The organism is Deinococcus phoenicis (assembly GCF_000599865.1).
Taxonomy (GTDB): Bacteria; Deinococcota; Deinococci; order Deinococcales; family Deinococcaceae; genus Deinococcus; species Deinococcus phoenicis.
Genome location: NZ_JHAC01000017.1, coordinates 43,401 through 58,132, shown reverse-complemented (window position 1 = coordinate 58,132; position 14,732 = coordinate 43,401). Strand labels below are relative to the sequence as shown.

The 14,732-nt window shown below is 70.4% G+C and carries 11 protein-coding genes and 1 tRNA gene; 6 read left to right on the top strand and 6 right to left on the bottom strand.

Features of this window, described 5'->3' with window-relative positions; translation table 11 throughout:
• Positions 1 to 16 precede the first annotated feature (16 nt).
• The 4 genes from DEIPH_RS05395 to DEIPH_RS05380 all read right to left on the bottom strand — a co-directional run bounded on the left by DEIPH_RS05395 (position 17) and on the right by DEIPH_RS05380 (position 4,662).
• Entirely contained in the window at positions 17 to 1,714 is a 1,698-nt protein-coding gene (locus DEIPH_RS05395; protein ID WP_034355071.1) for a VanW family protein, read from the bottom strand.
• 236 nt (positions 1,715 to 1,950) lie between these two features.
• Positions 1,951 to 3,006 (bottom strand): phosphohydrolase, encoded by a 1,056-nt coding sequence (locus DEIPH_RS05390; RefSeq protein ID WP_034355069.1) that lies wholly within the window; start codon positions 3,004 to 3,006, stop codon positions 1,951 to 1,953.
• Positions 3,007 to 3,022: 16 nt separating this feature from the next.
• Complete coding sequence (locus DEIPH_RS05385) at positions 3,023 to 3,820, bottom strand: enoyl-CoA hydratase-related protein (RefSeq protein ID WP_034355067.1); 798 nt, start codon at positions 3,818 to 3,820, stop codon at positions 3,023 to 3,025.
• A 125-nt stretch (positions 3,821 to 3,945) separates the two neighbouring features.
• Positions 3,946 to 4,662 carry a phosphorylase family protein gene (locus DEIPH_RS05380; RefSeq protein ID WP_034355064.1) on the bottom strand — a complete coding sequence of 239 codons (717 nt, stop codon included), beginning with the start codon at positions 4,660 to 4,662 and terminating at the stop codon, positions 3,946 to 3,948.
• Between the two features lie 491 nt (positions 4,663 to 5,153).
• On the opposite strand from DEIPH_RS05380, the gene DEIPH_RS05375 reads away from it, so the two are divergent.
• From DEIPH_RS05375 to DEIPH_RS19695, 4 genes are all read left to right on the top strand, one after another.
• Positions 5,154 to 6,362 carry an S-layer homology domain-containing protein gene (locus DEIPH_RS05375; protein WP_034355061.1) on the top strand — a complete coding sequence of 403 codons (1,209 nt, stop codon included), beginning with the start codon at positions 5,154 to 5,156 and terminating at the stop codon, positions 6,360 to 6,362.
• Positions 6,363 to 6,460: 98 nt separating this feature from the next.
• The gene (locus tag DEIPH_RS05370) at positions 6,461 to 6,817 is read left to right on the top strand and encodes a lipopolysaccharide assembly protein LapA domain-containing protein (RefSeq protein WP_034355058.1); all 357 of its coding nucleotides are present in this window, start codon (positions 6,461 to 6,463) and stop codon (positions 6,815 to 6,817) included.
• Positions 6,814 to 8,943 carry a single-stranded-DNA-specific exonuclease RecJ gene (locus tag DEIPH_RS05365; protein ID WP_034355055.1) on the top strand — a complete coding sequence of 710 codons (2,130 nt, stop codon included), beginning with the start codon at positions 6,814 to 6,816 and terminating at the stop codon, positions 8,941 to 8,943. Before DEIPH_RS05370 ends, DEIPH_RS05365 begins: the two co-directional genes overlap by 4 nt.
• Positions 8,944 to 9,087: 144 nt before the next feature.
• Complete coding sequence (locus tag DEIPH_RS19695; RefSeq protein ID WP_034355052.1) at positions 9,088 to 9,366, top strand: hypothetical protein; 279 nt, start codon at positions 9,088 to 9,090, stop codon at positions 9,364 to 9,366.
• Between the two features lie 38 nt (positions 9,367 to 9,404).
• On the opposite strand, the gene DEIPH_RS05355 is transcribed toward DEIPH_RS19695, so the two are convergent.
• Positions 9,405 to 10,430, bottom strand: a complete 1,026-nt coding sequence (locus DEIPH_RS05355) for an SIS domain-containing protein (RefSeq protein WP_034355403.1) — start codon at positions 10,428 to 10,430, stop codon at positions 9,405 to 9,407.
• 245 nt (positions 10,431 to 10,675) lie between these two features.
• Positions 10,676 to 10,752: transfer RNA gene (locus DEIPH_RS05350), tRNA-Arg, on the bottom strand.
• A 40-nt stretch (positions 10,753 to 10,792) separates the two neighbouring features.
• Here DEIPH_RS05350 and DEIPH_RS05345 point away from each other — a divergent pair.
• On the top strand, positions 10,793 to 12,736 hold the full coding sequence (locus tag DEIPH_RS05345; protein ID WP_034355048.1) for a peptidylprolyl isomerase: 1,944 nt from the start codon (positions 10,793 to 10,795) through the stop codon (positions 12,734 to 12,736).
• 103 nt (positions 12,737 to 12,839) lie between these two features.
• On the top strand, positions 12,840 to 14,579 hold the full coding sequence (locus DEIPH_RS05340) for an ATP-binding protein (protein ID WP_034355045.1): 1,740 nt from the start codon (positions 12,840 to 12,842) through the stop codon (positions 14,577 to 14,579).
• Positions 14,580 to 14,732: the final 153 nt, after the last annotated feature.

The window sequence follows — 14,732 nt, the reverse complement described above, 5'->3', positions numbered from 1 at the left end:
TTCTCCGTGTTGCGGCTCAGCCGCGCGGCCCCGTCTCGTACACGGCCTGCCAGGGCTTGTAGACGGTGCTGACCTTGTCGGTGCGGGTGCCCTGCGCGTCCTTGATGGTGCGGGTGATGTAGAGGTTATACCCGTCCTGCGCCCAGTCCACCTGCCGCATTGCCCCGGCGGGCAGGTTGGGATTGACCACGTACTGGGCGGGGGGATGCGCCGTGCGGGAAAGGATGGTGGCCGGGCTGACCGTCACGCTGCGCTTGGGCTTCACGCCCCACACCTGCACCTCGAGGGTACTTTTCGCGTCGTTGTTGACGGTGCGGATATAGATCGGCGCGCTGGTATCGTTTTTCATCTTGAGGTCGAGGCCGGGGTCGTACACGGCGGCCTCGAAGCCCACCTGCGGCTCGTAGTACTTCACGCGGTAGGAGTGCTGGTTGCGCTCGACCACCGGCAGCCCCGCCAGGTACAGCGCGCGGAAGGCGGTGGTGGACACCTGGCAGACGCCGCCGCCCAGGCCGTCCACCGTGCGCCCGCCGCTGATGATCAGGCCGCCCACGAAGCCGTTGTCGGGCGTGATGCCGCCCAGCGCGGTCAGGAAGCTGAAGTTCTCGCCAGCGGGCACCACCATGCCGTGAATCTTGGCCGCCGCGTTGGCGACATTGACGCGCCGCTCGCGGCTGCTGCCGTAATAGGTGCTGGTCCCGGTGGCGATCAGCTCCATCTTTGCCGGGTCGGGCAGCCCCGCAGCCGTCAGGGTCGGCTGGCTGACCTTGCCGGGAAACACCACCGTCTGGACGGCGGGGTCCAGCACCGCCTTGCGGAACGCGGCCAGGGCGGCCTGCCGGTCGGTCACGCGTCCGGCGCTCCCGGCCACCTTGACCAGCTTGCCGTCCTGAAGAACATAGCGGGCATTCTGGGCGGGCCGGTCCACGGCCTCGGTCATCCGCCCGAAGGCCGTCAGGATGGTCTTGTCGTCCGGGACGATGCCCGCCTCGCGCACCCAGTACAGGTCGGCCACCTGGAGGGCCGTCAGGGTGCCGGTGCGCCCCGTGCCCTGGAGCTGCACGGTCAGCGGGCGGATCAGGCGGTTGCCCAGCGTCACCTGCGACCGGAATGCCTCCGCCGTGTACTGCGCCTTCCACTCGGTGACGGGCACCGTCAGGGTGGTCAGGGCGGGGTTGGCGGCGTAGGCGTTGGCGGCGGCGGCGGCGTTCGCGCGGCGACCGGGGGTATCGGGGGTCACCACATACTTGCGGGTGGCCCGGTCGAAGGTGATGGCCGCGTTTCTGGGCTGGCTGTTCAGGCCACCGGCCAGGGACTTCAGGGTAGCCAGGGCCGTGCCCACATCCACCCGCGTGACCAGCGGAAAGTCCTGCTCGCTGGGCTGGCCCACCAGCCCCTGCATCCGTTCGAGCAGGCTGCGCCCTGCACTGGCGCGTGCGGCGGCCTCCACGCTGGCCTGCGGATCGGCCTGCCAGCCCAGCCGGTCGGCCCCCACCGTCCACGCGCGGGTGCCCACGTTGACGGTCACCTGGGGCGGCGGCGCCGTGCGGCTGGACAGGGCCGCCAGCGCCTCCTCGCGCGACAGGCCGCCCACGTCCACCCCGGCCACGCGCAGGCCGGGCGCGAGCTTGCCGTCATCCTGCGCCGCGACCCCCATCGCAAGTGCGCCGCCGAGCAGCGCGGCGGCAGACAGAACAGTAACCCAGACCTTCATCAACCGGCAGTGTATGGAAGTTCACCGCCGGGGGAGTGAAGACTGAACACAGTTCAGCCTCATCCACTGCTCATACAGCAATTGTCGAAAAGGGACCTGCTTTTCGAGCGGGCGGACAGGCCCCATACGGCTGCCGTTCTGCCCAAGACAGCGCATGGACGAGGGAGAGCATTTGGAGAATGGAGCCGGAGAAGGCGCTTTTCCTCCTCCGGTGTCCTTCGGACAACGGCTTCAGGTCAGCGCCGCTCGGCTCCCACGCCCAGGTTCTCCACGGCGGCCTCGGCGAGCTGCTTTTGCGAGTCCTGCACCTCCACCTTGACGCGCTCGCCGTCTTCGAGGTCCATCACGAAGTGATCGCCGTCCAGCCGGACACGGCGCAGAATCTGCTCGTCGCCCTGCTCGCGGGTGGTGGCGCGCAGTTCCACATAGGGCCGCATGGGCGACCGGATCACCTTGGGGGCCAGCACCTCCTCCACCTGGAAGATGCCGCCGGAGTTGTTCATGGTCACGCTGATCAGCACCGGCTTGTCCCGCCCGCGCTCGATCACGACCTGATCGACGGCCAGCGCGCTGATGGAGTGGATGTCCACGCTGCCCAGCGCAAAGGCCTTGCGCCCCCGGCCCTTGGTGATGTCGGTGCCGTCCGCGACGGCCGTGATGCCGCCCTCCAGCGTGAGGGGCGGCGGATTGAGGTCGTGGCAGTCGATCTGGCCCAGAATAAAGGACCGGACCTTGGTGCGCTTGAAGGGGTCCGGGTACAGCGGCCCCATGATCCGGTCGAGAATCGGCAGGGCCAGCATGACGCCGTGCTGCTCGTGCGAGGCGCGGTGAATCTGGTTGCCGATGTCGTGCAGCATGGTCCCCAGGATGATGGCCAGGAACACGTCGTCGGCGTCGCCCACCCCGCTTTCCATGATGTCGGGTTTAACCCCGGCCTCCAGCAGCAGCTCGGTGATCGCCAGGCTGGCCGCCCCGGTGATAAAGGCGTGGACGCGCCCGTGGTCGTTGTAGCCCAGTTTGCGCATGGTCACGTAGTTCGCCATGTCCCAGCAGGCCAGCGCCTCGGGGTCCGCGCGCAGGGCCTCGTAGGCCGCGAGCGCCCGGGGATAGGTGGCCAGATCCCCGTGGATCGCGGTGTGCGCCTCCTCGATCAACTTGGCGCGCGGCGTGGTGAATTCCACCGTCCGCGGGGCCTCCAGCAGGGGCGCGGGAGCCTCGGCATCCGGGCGTCGGCCCTCGACCTCCTGAACGTTGCCGTCCGAGACGCTCAGCGTGAACTTGGGTTCGTCCATGCCCTCCGGCACCTCCTCACTCCCCCTGGAACTCGGCGCGGCGCTTGGCGAGGAACGCGGCGGTGCCCTCGCGGAAATCCTTGGTGGCGACCGTCATGCCGAAGAGGTCGGCCTCGACCTCCAGCCCGGCCTCCAGCGTGGTGTCCAGGCCGCGGCGCACCGCCTCCTTGACCAGCGAGAGGGCAATCGGGGCATTTTTCAGCATCTGTTCGGCCACCTCGCGCGCCTTCATCAGCGGATCGTCCGCGACGTAGTTCACCAGGCCGAGGGCCAGGGCCTCCTCCGCGCCCACCTGCCGGGCCGTCAGCATCAGGTCGAGCGCGCGGCCCGGCCCGATCAGGCGCGCCAGCCGCTGCGTGCCGCCGAAGCCGGGAATCAGGCCCAGGGTGACTTCCGGCAACCCGAGTTTGGCCTGCGGGGACGTCACGCGCACGTCACAGGCCAGCGCCAGCTCCAGGCCGCCGCCCAGCGCGAAGCCGTTCACGGCGGCGATCACCGGGATCGGCAGGCTGCTGATCTGGTGCATCACGTCCTGCCCGGCCAGCGAGAGTTCCCGGCCCGCGTACACGTCCCCGAGCTGCGCGAGTTCGCTGATGTCCGCCCCGGCCACAAAGGCCCGGTCGCCGCCCCCGGTCAGGATCAGGGCGCCGATCTCGGGATTCTCGATCACGAGGTCCACGGCCTGCGACAGCTCGCTGAGGGTGTCGGCATTCAGGGCGTTCAGGGCCTTGGGCCGGTTGACGGTCAGGACTGCCAGCGGGCCATGCTGGTCGAGTTGCAGGTTACGGAATTCGAGTTCGTCGAGCATCGTCATGCGTCAATCCTGACATGGAGCGGGAACGGGAAGGGGAAGGCAGGGCGCAGTCACCGGGGGCACAGGCATCGGGGGCACAGTCACCGAGAGCGCAGTCACCGGACGCCGCTCCCTCCCGCTGCCCCTCACTTCCCGTCGAGGGTGACGATGGCGTCGAGGGCGGCCCGGACCATGCGGTCCACACCGGCGGCCAGAACGTCGTCCGGCACGAGTTGCGGGTCCCCGATGTCGTTGCTGCACGCGGTCAGGCAACCGGCGCGCGCCCCATGCAGCGCGGCGACGAGAAAGATCGCGCTCGCCTCCATCTCGAAGCCCAGCACACCGCGCGAGGCCCACAGGCGGGCGTGTTCGGGCGTGCTGGCATAGAAGGCGTCCTCGGTCATGACCAGGCCGACGTGGTGCGGGATTTCCTGGGCGCGCGCCGCCTGGACCGCCGCCTCGACCACCTCGAAGCTGGCGGCGGGGGCATAGGGCGCCCCACCGAGCAGTTGCCGGGTGGTGCCGTCGTTCGGCACGGCGGCGGTGGCGATCACGAGATCGGCGGGCCTCACCTGCGGCGTCGCCCCGCCCAGCGTACCGACACGCAGCAGCGTCCGCGCACCCAGCCGGATCAGCTCCTCGGCCACGATGGCCGCACTCGGGCACCCCATCCCGGTCGTCTGCACGCTGACGCGCACCCCCCGGTAGGTGCCCGTGAAGCCCAGCAGTTGCCGGTGGTCGGTATACAGCGTCGCCCCTTCCAGATAGGTCTGGGCGATATGACGGGCACGGTTGGGATCGCCGGGCAGCAGCACATGCTCGGCCACGTCACCGGGCTGGGCGCGAACGTGAATCTGACTCATGCGGGCGAGTATACGGGGCTGGTCACGTCAGCGGCGCGGTCAGGAAAAGGGGATCAGACACGTCCCCACGCGGCACCGGCTCCCACAGTCCAGCCAGGGAAACCCGTGCGAGGCCCGCTGCCAGAAGACCCGTTTTCTGAAAGCCTTACGGTAAACTGACGCTTGCACCCCCGCACCCGCAGCACTCAGATGACCGCCGCGTTCTGAGGAGGCATGAGCGTTTTCTCATGAACCCGAAGAATGAAGGAATGGGCATCTTTCTCACGAGGAACTGCGATTCGGCGACCCAAACGAACAACGGTCACCACATCAAGTGACAACCGGTTCTCATCTCATTCTTATTTCCAGGGGAGTGTCGTCAGCTTGAGAAAAAACCCACTGTCCCGGATAACGTTCTCTCGTCACGATTCACAGCGCACTCACGTCGGCTGCCTACGGTGTGACCATGCACCAGGGCGGCGAGCCGTGCCTGTGCGAAAAAGGAGAACCTCATGCACAAGTCCCTGATTATCGCGTCTACCCTGGCCCTCAGCCTCGGCGCTGCCAGCGCGCAGACCGCAGCACCCGCCACGCCCATGACCCCCGCCACCACGACGGCCACCCCGGCTGTGACCAGCCAGGTCACGACCTTCAGTGACGTGCCCGCCGGCCACTGGGCCAAGGACGCCGTGGACGTCATCACGCAGCGTGGCCTGATCCAGGGCTTCCCCGACGGCACCTTCCGCGGCAACGAGAACCTGACCCGCTACCAGGCCGCCCTGATCTTCTACCGCCTGCTCCAGACCGGCGCGCTGAGCAACGGCAGCCTGTCCCAGACGGACCTGGCGACCATCACGCGCGGCATGCAGGAAGTCAGCACCGAGCTGGCCGCCATCAGCACCCGCGTCACCGACCTGGAGCGCCTGAGCGCCGAGCAGCAGGCCCGCATCACCGCCCTGGAAGAGCGCATCACCGCCCTGGGCACCGGGAGCGCCAACACCGACGTGACCGCCCTGACGGCCCGTGTCGACGCGCTGGAAGCCGCCGTGCAGAACATCCCGGCTGGCCCCCAGGGTCCTGCCGGCCCCGCCGGCCCCCAGGGTCCTGCCGGCCCCGCGGGTGCTGCCGCTGTCACCCCCGCCCCCGTGGACACCACCACGACCGGCACCGTCACCACCGAGACGCCCTCCACCACCGTGGTGATCGGTGACACCACCCCCGCCCCCGTGGCCACGCGCGGCAACCTGTACGCCGGCGTGAGCGCCAGCGCCAGCAGCGGTGCCTGCTACCTGCCCAACGCCTCCAGCGGCCGCGCCGTGAACTTCTGCACCAGCTTCGGCGGCATGATCGGCAGCACGCAGATCGTCGGCCCCATCGGTGCGCGCGTCGCCGCCGAGTACAAGCCCGGCCGCAACGCCATCTCGGCGGACGTGAACGCCATGTACCACCTGAACACCGGCACCAACATCCAGCCCTACGCCGGCGTGGGCCTGGGCCTGACCAGCAGCACCAGCCGCACCGCCACCAGCAACACGACCGACACCTACGTCAACGCGCTCGTCGGCGTGGACTTCCAGATCACCAACAGCATCTCCGCGTTCGTGGAAGGCAACGGCCGCTACTACCTGAGCAACAAGGGCACCGGCGCGCTGAACACCACGGGCACGGCCGACAAGGGCTTCGCGCCCTCCGTCAAGGCCGGTCTGAAGTTCTTCTTCTAACCCCAAGTCCCTCTTCCGGAAGGCCCCGTCACGGGGTCTTCTTTTTTTGTCGCCGGTTTTCCGCGTTCCTGCCGCAAGGTGGGCGCTAGACTGTGCCCATGCGACTCGTGCAGTTCATTCAGGTGCTTCTCCTGCTGACGCTGGGGGCCTACCTGCTGCTGGTCGCGCTGGAAAATCCCACACTGGTCCGGCTGCCGCTGCCCCTCGGCCGGGGGGAACTGAGCCTGCCGATGGGCTGGGCGGTCGCGCTGTTCATGGGGCTGGGGGCCGCGTATGCTGGCCTGCTGCTGCTGCCCCCGCTGTGGCGGGCCGGCCAGCGCCGCCGCCGGGCCGTGCGCGAACGGGCCGCCCTCGAAGGCCGCCTGACTGCGGCCCTCCAGGCCCGGCTGGGCACGCTGCCCGCGCCGCTCCCCGAGGCAGACGCGCTGGCCCCCACCCCTCTGGAGAAGGCATGAACAAGTCCAGCTTCACCCTCCCGGACGCGCGCTGGTTGCTCGCGCCGCCGGCCAGCCGCGAGGCGCTGCTGGAGAGTATGCGGGCCTGGCGGGTGTCGCCGCCGCTGGCGCAGGTGCTGTATGGGCGCGGGTTGACTCCGGCGCACCTCGATCCTCCCCTGACCCTCACGCCCAATCCGGCGCTACGGGAGGCGGCGCGGCGCCTCGTGCGGGCGGTGCGGGCGGGCAAGCGCATCCGTATCCACGGCGATTACGACGCGGACGGCGTGAGCGCCACCGCCACCCTGGTCCTGGGGCTGCGGGAGGCGGGGGCGGAGGTCCACGGCTTCATCCCCCACCGGCTGAACGAGGGGTACGGCCTGCACCCCGACCGGCTGGAGGAACATGCCGCCGCCTGCGACCTGCTGGTGACGGTGGACTGTGGCGTGACCAATCTGGAGGAGGTGGGGGCGCTGATGGCGCGCGGCGTGGAGGTCATCGTGACCGATCACCACGCGCCCGGCCCCGACTACCCAGGCACCCTGGTCGTCCACCCGCACCTGACCACCGGTTACGACCCGGAGTTGCACAACCTCACCGGGGCGGGGGTCGCGTATCACCTGCTGTGGGCCGTGCGGGAGGAACTGGGCCTGCCCGCCCCCCGTGAACTGGCGGCCCTGGCGACGCTGGGCACGATTGCCGACGTGGCCCCGCTGATCGGGGAGAACCGGGCGCTGGTGCGGGCGGGGCTGGACGCCCTGCCCGACTCGCCGCTGCCCGGCGTGCGTGCCCTGCTGGGCGCGAAGAAGGTGGCGCGGCCCTCGGCCCGCGACGTGGCCTTTTTGCTCGCGCCGCTGATCAACGCCGCCGGACGACTGGGCGAGGCTGATCTGGCGCTGACGCTGCTGACCACCTCCAGCGACCACGAGGCCCGCACCCTCGCCACCTACCTCGAATCGCGCAACCAGGAACGGCGCGTGCTGCAAGACCGGATGTACGAGGAGGCGCTGGCCCTGGCCGACCCCGGGGACCCGGCCATCGTGGTGACGAAGGCGGACTGGCACGCGGGCGTGATGGGCATCGTGGCGAGCAAGCTGGTCGAGGCCTACCACCGGCCCGTGTATATCGTCGCGCAGGGCAAGGGGTCGGTGCGGAGTACGCCCGGCATCAGCGCGGTGGAGGGCCTGCGCTACAGCCACGACCTGCTGAAACGCTACGGCGGGCACCCCGGCGCGGCGGGCTTCGCCGTCGAGGAAGGGAACGTGCCCGCGCTGCGCGAGCGGCTGCACGCCTACGCGCGGCAGTTTCCGCGTCCGGTCCCGACGCACCGCCTCGACGCGCCGCTGCCCATCCTCGGCGCGACGCTCGATCTGGTGACGGAAGCGGCCGCCTTCGAGCCGTACGGAACCGGGCACACGCCCCCTCTCTGGCATGTGCGTGAGGCCCTGACCGGCACCCGGCTGGTCGGCAAACGCGGCGACAGCCTGCAATTCCAGATCGGGGCACTGCGCGGCATCAAACACGGCGAACGGGACGCCACGCCCGGCGAGCGCGACCTCGCCACCCAGCTCGTCAGCAGCGAGTGGCGCGGCCAGACGCGGCTGGAACTGCATGGCCAGGCCCTGCGTGCCCCCACCCGGCTGGGGCTGGACTCGCCCTGGACCGACGCCCCACCCCTGCCCCGCCTGGACCCCAGGGAGGCGATGAGCCACCTGCGCGCCGGGGCGAGCGCCTACGCCGACGGGCCGGTCGCCGCCTATCTCCGCGATCAGGTCCCGGGCCTGACCCTGACCACCTCCGGCGCGCCCCACCCCGGCGGGGAACTGATCCTGTACACCCTGCCCGCCGAGGCCGATCTGGCCCGCTGGCTCGCGGAGGGCCGGGTGGCCTTCGCTTTCGGTCCCAAGACCCTGGCGGAACTGGAAGGCACCCTCTCGCGCCACCACCTCAGCCCCCCGCCCAGCAATCCCCTCACCGACGCGGGCGGGGCGGGGCTGGAAGCGGCCGCCGACGCCTACCGCCGCTGGCAGTGGGCACACCTGTACCGCGTGCTGGACGACGCCGGATGGAACGCCGCCGTGCGGCATCTGCTCGGCCTGGAAGAGGGGCAGACACAGACGCGGGACCTGACGGCCGCAGACGACTGAGGAGAGCCGGCTGGGGAGAGCAAAGGCGGCCCGGCAGGCCAGCTGCTTTCATCAGTGGCCCATCTGACCGTTCAACCTTCACCTTGTTTTGGGCTTCGGCGTGCTGTCAGGCGCTCGTCAGGTCGTCCGGCCCATCATGCCGGCATGTCGACCTCCGCCGAGCACACGCTCCTCGACCTCTTCGATCTGCGCTGTCAGGCCCGGCGGGAAGTGGCCGAGGCGCTGAGCCGGATTCCAGAAGGGTCCCGGTACGCGCAGGCGGGGGCGCGCCTGAGCCGGCAATATCTGGACTCGGTGCATTCCGAGGCTGCCCTGACGGCCATTATCCGGGAGGCCCACGACCTTGAGGCGCTGGTGCGGGGTGCAGCCTGGACAGACCGGGAAGGGCCGCCCTTCCGGGAGGCGGGAGCCGGCCAGGGCTGAGCGAGGAGGTCTCCCCCGCCCCGCTGCCTGCCCCAATCTCAGCGGTCCCCGGGGTCGTCCTCGTCCAGATCCTCGTCGTAGTCCGGCCCGTCCACCTCGTCTGAGGCGTCGTCGGCCCAGTCGCGGACGAGGTCGGTGCGGCGCACGTCCTCGTCACCTTCGGGAGCCGTGAGGGCTTCGGGGTCGGCGTCGCCCGCCAGGACCGCCTGGGCACGGGCCAGCATGGGCGGGTCGCCCACTTCCAGGCCGTAGCGTTCGGCGAGGTAGGCGGCCACCCAGGCCCCGAAGTACCACAGAGAGAGCTGGGCGGCGTATCCGCCGGGCTGTTCGGGATTGACGCCCTCCGGGTAGGGCACGTGCAGCACCTCGTCGATCCGCGATTCGAGCACCTCGCGCACGACCCCCAGCACCGGGTCGGTGTCGCCCAGCAGCAAGGCCACCTTGGCGTCGCCCTTCTCGTGCTGCGCCTCGAAGGCCCCGGTCACGATCACCAGGGGATCACCCAGCAGCGGCACCGCGAGCGTCTTGCCGATGCGCGCCAGCAGCGCCTGCCAGGCATGCGGCAGGGCCTCGGCCCCCTCGGCGGCCAGCAGCAGGGGCGTGCGGCCCCACAGCGTCCAGGCGAGGTCGCGGGCGGGATTGCCTTCCCCGATCTGCGGCGCGCAGCGGTCCCGCAGGTCGGCCAGCAGGCGTTCGGCGTCCTGGGCCTGGTCAGCGTGGCCGCTCGCGTAGGCGAGGTACTGCGCGGCGTGATAGGTGGTGGTTACGCCGCCGGGCACCAGCACGTCCACGTCGGCCACGCTGCCGCCGGTGCTGACGCGCCGCACCGCCGCGCCCGCCACCTCCGCCAGATCGGCATAGTCGCGGGCGGCCTGGGCCGCGTCGGCGCTCGACACCACGAACTGTGTGCCGCTGCGAACCAGCGTGCCGGGCAGCACCGTGGCGGCGAGGTGGGCGGCCAGGGTGCCCTCGCCCACGCCGATCAGGCCGTGGGGACCGGGTTCGGGCTGGGTCGGCCCCGCGTAACTGCCGGGCAGGCGCTCCAGGAGGGAAAGCAGGTTCATGTCCATCAGGGTACAGGGCCGGGGCCACTTCGGCTGGGGGCCGCAGGCCGGGCCATGAGAAGGCCGCAAAAAATGCCGCCCTGGCCGACGTTTCGGGCTTCATGCGCCCTTCAGGGAGCGTGCTAGAATCGCCCGCGTGCGTCTCCAGAGCCGGCCCCCCACGCCCACTTCCGACAGGAAGGGACAGACAGAAAAAACACCACCCGGCTGGGTGGCGTCTTGACTGCCTGTCCTACTGGTGTGTGTGGCGCGCTCGACAGGACTCGAACCTGTGGCCTTTGGCTCCGGAGGCCAACGCTCTATCCACCTGAGCTACGAGCGCAAAGCTCAGGTAACGTAGCACGCACCCGGGAGGAGATCAAGTGAAGAACAAGAAAGTCGTGAACGTCCTGCTGGGCGTTCTCGCACTGCTGCTGGTGGTCGGCATGGCCTACCAGTTCACGCCCAATGTCGGCTCGCTGTTTCGCGGCCAGCAAAAAGGCACGCCCGCCCTCAAGGTCAACGGCCAGACCGTGACCGCCGAGGAACTCGAAGCGCTGCGCCGCAGTGTCCCGGTCCTGAGCAGCGTCGAGTCGGGCGTCCTGGCGGACGATTTCAAGACGCTGGTGGTCGCGCAGAAGGCCCGGCAGGTCCTGCTGACGCAGGCGGCCAAGGACATCGACGTGAGCCGCGCGGACGTGAACGCCGAGGTGAAAAAGGTCCGCGAGGCGAACAACCTCACCGACAACAAGGCCTGGACGGACGCGCTGCAAGGTGCGGGCCTGACCGACGCGTCCTTCCGCCAGCAGACGCGCGACCAGCTCGCCGTGAACCGCAAGGTCGAGGAACTCCAGAAAGCCGTCCAACCCGCCACCGACGCCGAGGCGCGGCTGTACTACGACCTGAACCCGCAACTGTTCCAGTCGGACGCGCGCATCGTGGGCCGCGAGATCGTGGTCGCGGACGAGGCCAAGGCCAGGAGCCTGCTTGCCCAGGTGAAGGGCGGCGCGGACTTCGCGCAGCTCGCCAGCCAGAACAGCACCGAGTTCAAGGACCGGGGCGGTGCGCTCGGCCCCGTCGAGAACGGCAGCCCGCGCGCGGTCGCTCAGGTGGCCCTGCCCAGCGAGGTCGGCGCGGCCGCCTTCGCCCTGACGCAGGGTGGCGTGACGGACGTGATCTCTAGCGGCGGCAAGTTCTACATCGTGAAGGTCGAGAAGTACCTGCCCGCCGCCACGAAGCCCTTCGCGGAAGCCCGCGCGGACGCCGTGACGGCCGTCGACAAGCAGAAGAAGGACGCCGCCCTCGAACAGTGGGTGACGGACCTGGAGCGCACCGCCAAGATCGAACCCATCGACCCCAACTGGAAGACCGAGAACCCGGTGGTCGCCAGCGTCGGCGGGCAGAACATCCCCTACTCGGACGTGATCGGCCAGATCGCGCCCAACCAGCAGTTCACCAGTCTGCTGGGGCAAGTGCCCGCCGAGCAGGTGGCGCAGCTCGTGAACAGCATCCTCAAGCCGCAGGTGGTCGAGGGCCTGATCCAGAGCTACGCCGCACCCAAGATCGTGCAGGCGAAGAAGCTGGCCCTGACCGGCACCCGCCAGGAACTCGCCTCGGCCCTGGCCGCCTACGGCTCCCGGGACGTGCAGGTGACCGACGCCGATATCCAGAAGTTCTACCTCCAGAATCCCAAGGCGTTCGAGACGCCTGCCAGCGCCACGGTCAGCGAGGCCAGCTTCGCGGACAAGAACAAGGCCCTGGCTTTCCGCCAGAGCTGGAACGGACAGGGCGACTTCGCGGCGGCGGCAGGCAAGGCGGGCGGCACCGTCAGCGAGCGCGGCGAGGTCAAGCCGGGCACCCCCGAGGCTCCCGGCACGCTCAGCCCCGAGCTGGACGCCGCCGTCTTCACCGCCAAGGACCTGCGCCCCGCCGGGGAAGGCAGCCTCAGCGACGTGGTGCAGGTCGGCAAGCGGTACTCGGTCGCCTACGTGACGGACCTGAAGCGCGCCTCCGTGCAGCCCCTCGCCGAGGTCCGCGACCAGATCCGCGAGCAGGTGCTGGCCCAGAAGCGCGGGCAGGCCGGGCAGGCTTACCTGGCGAAGGAAGTGGCCGCCCTGAAGCCGGTCAACAACCTCCAGAAGGTGCTGACGGCGCAGGAAAAGCGCGTGGCCGCCCAGGCCCCCAAGACGCCGGCAACCGGGGCAGCGGCCACACCGGGCAGCAGTGAACCGGGCAGCACCGATAAGGCGGCGAGCGGTGCCGCAGGTGGGGCGAACGACAGCAGCGCCCCCGCCGACGCGGCCCCCGGGGGCACCACCGACCGCTGATCTCCTCCTCCTCTGTTCGGGGCGGCCTTCCTACTACGGAGGGCCGCCTCTCCCGTTGGGCCTGAGCCGCTGGCCCGGCCCTCCCCGCGTATACTGCCCCCTCGTGACGCCGGATTCTGCCAACGCGATTTCTCCCCTGGGCGTGCTGCCCCCGCCGGGGCCGGCGTGCGTGCATCTGCCGCTGGACGTGACGCCGCAGGAACTGGCGCGGTATGCGGTGGGCCTGGCCAACGCGCGCGGGGGCACGGTGCTGGTGGGCGCGGACGCCCCCAGAGCTTTGGGCACCGGCGAGCGCGACGCGGGCGAACTGCATCCCCTGATGGTCACGCACGCGATTTTCGAGCTGTCGGGCGGACGGCTGACCGTGAACGTGCAGCACCATCGCCAGCCGGGCGGGGCCAAGGTGCTGGCCGTCTTCGTGCCGCAGGCCCCCTACGTGCTGGCCGCACCCGACGGGGCGGTGCTGGCCTGGGACGGCGCGCACCTCGTCCCCGTCGCCCCCGCCGAGAGTGACCCGGTCCCGCAGCAGGACTACACGGCCGTCGTGCCGCCCGACGCCTCGCTGGCCGACCTTGACCCCCACGAGGTGGCGCGGCTGCGCGGGCTGGGACACCGGGGCGGCATGAGCCACCTGCCGGACCTGGATTTTCTGCGTGAACTGGGCCTGCTGCTGCCTGCGAATGGCGCGCTGCGGCCCACGCTGGCGGGCATCCTGCTGGCCGGGACCCCGGCGGCGCTACGGGCACACGTGCCCCAGGCGGAAGTCTGCTTCTACCACCACGCCACACCCGACGTGGAATTCCAGTTCCGGGAGGACCTGCTGCGGCCCATCCCCGCGCTGCTGACCCGGCTGGCCGAGCTGATTCAGGCGCGCAACCGCTTCACGCCCGTGCAGGTGGGCCTCTTTCGCATCGAGGTCTGGGACCAGGACGAGGTGGTATACCGCGAGGCGCTGCTCAATGCCCTGACGCACCGCGACTACACCTTGCGTGACGCCGTGCATGTCCACCACTACCCCGACCGGCTGGAGATCATGAATCCGGGCGGGCTGCCGGGCGGCATCACGCCGGGGAACATCCTGCGGCATCAGCCCAAGCGCCGCAATCCGCTGCTGGCGGAGGTGCTGGCGCGGCTGGGTCTGGTGGAGCGCGCGGGCGTGGGCGTGGACAAGATGTACGGCCTGATGCTGCGCCACGGCAAGGAACCGCCCGAATACACCACCTACCCGGACGCCGTGACCCTCGCGCTGCACTCGCCGGGCTTCGATGCCGACTTCGTGCGCTTCGTGGCCCGCAAGCAAGAAGAGATGCAGACCCTCTCGCTGGACATGCTGATCGTCCTCTCGCTGCTGGCCCGCGAGGGGGAAGCCACCCGCGCACACCTCGCCCGCGCCCTGCAACTCCCCGAGGACCGCACGCCCCGGCTGCTGCGCGGCATGGAGGACCACGGCTTGATCGCCCGCTCGGGCGTGGGCCGCGGCATCGCCTACACGCTCGCGCAGGAGGTGCGGCGGGCGCTGGGACAGGACACCGGGGTGCTCCCCGGCCCCGGCCCGGCCGCGTTTCCCCCGCCGGTCGCCAGCCTGCCGGTCCCGGACCCGCCCGCGCGCCTTCCCCGCGCCCCCCGGGCCAGCCCCGACCCCAGTGGCCCGACCCCGGCCGAGGTGCGGGCGGTGGCGCTGGCCCTCGCCCGCGAGCGGGGCCGGGTGCGCAACCGCGAATTGCGGGAAGCCTGCGGCCTGAACACCCAGCAGGCGTGGCGGGTCCTGCGCCGCCTGGTGCTGGAAGGACATCTGGTGAAGCGGGGGACGGGGACGCGGGATGCCGCGTATGAACTGCGCTAAATCATCCGGCCGGATCACGCCGTTCCGGGGCAGGCAAGTCCGGCACCGGTCATGCTCCCGGATTCCCGCCTGAGTTCCCCCACCCTGCCCGGCGGCGCACCAGAAAAGGCCGTGCAGGTCGCTGGCCGCTCCCAGCCCCATCTGTGAACAGAT